This is a genomic window from Psychrobacter sp. C 20.9, assembly GCF_001921765.1.
Taxonomy (GTDB): Bacteria; Pseudomonadota; Gammaproteobacteria; order Pseudomonadales; family Moraxellaceae; genus Psychrobacter; species Psychrobacter piscatorii_B.
The window spans coordinates 1-256 of record NZ_MRYC01000053.1 but is presented as its reverse complement, the minus strand read 5'-3'; the positions used below and the strand labels follow the sequence as shown (position 1 = coordinate 256).

Genomic DNA, 256 nt, shown 5'->3' with positions numbered 1-256 from the left:
ATGGTCAAAAACTTGTTGTCATAACAGGTGAAATTCAGAATACGACAGATAAGAAGGTTGTTGTACCCAAGTTGCTAGGGGCAATGAGAACCGAAAATGGTGAGGCTGTATCTCGTAAAACCATTTCTGCTGATGTGGCCTATCTTGAGCCGGAAGAGAATATTACGTTTTTGATTGAACTGGCCAACAGCTCAAAAGCAAAACTGGTCAATGTGAATTTTATATCCGATGAGGATGCCTTGCAAAATCCGGACTT

General features: G+C 41.0%; 1 protein-coding gene. It reads left to right on the top strand.

Going from position 1 to position 256, the window contains the following annotated elements:
* On the top strand, positions 1–256 hold a 256-nt coding region (locus BTW00_RS14090; RefSeq protein ID WP_178379314.1), incomplete at both ends, for a hypothetical protein.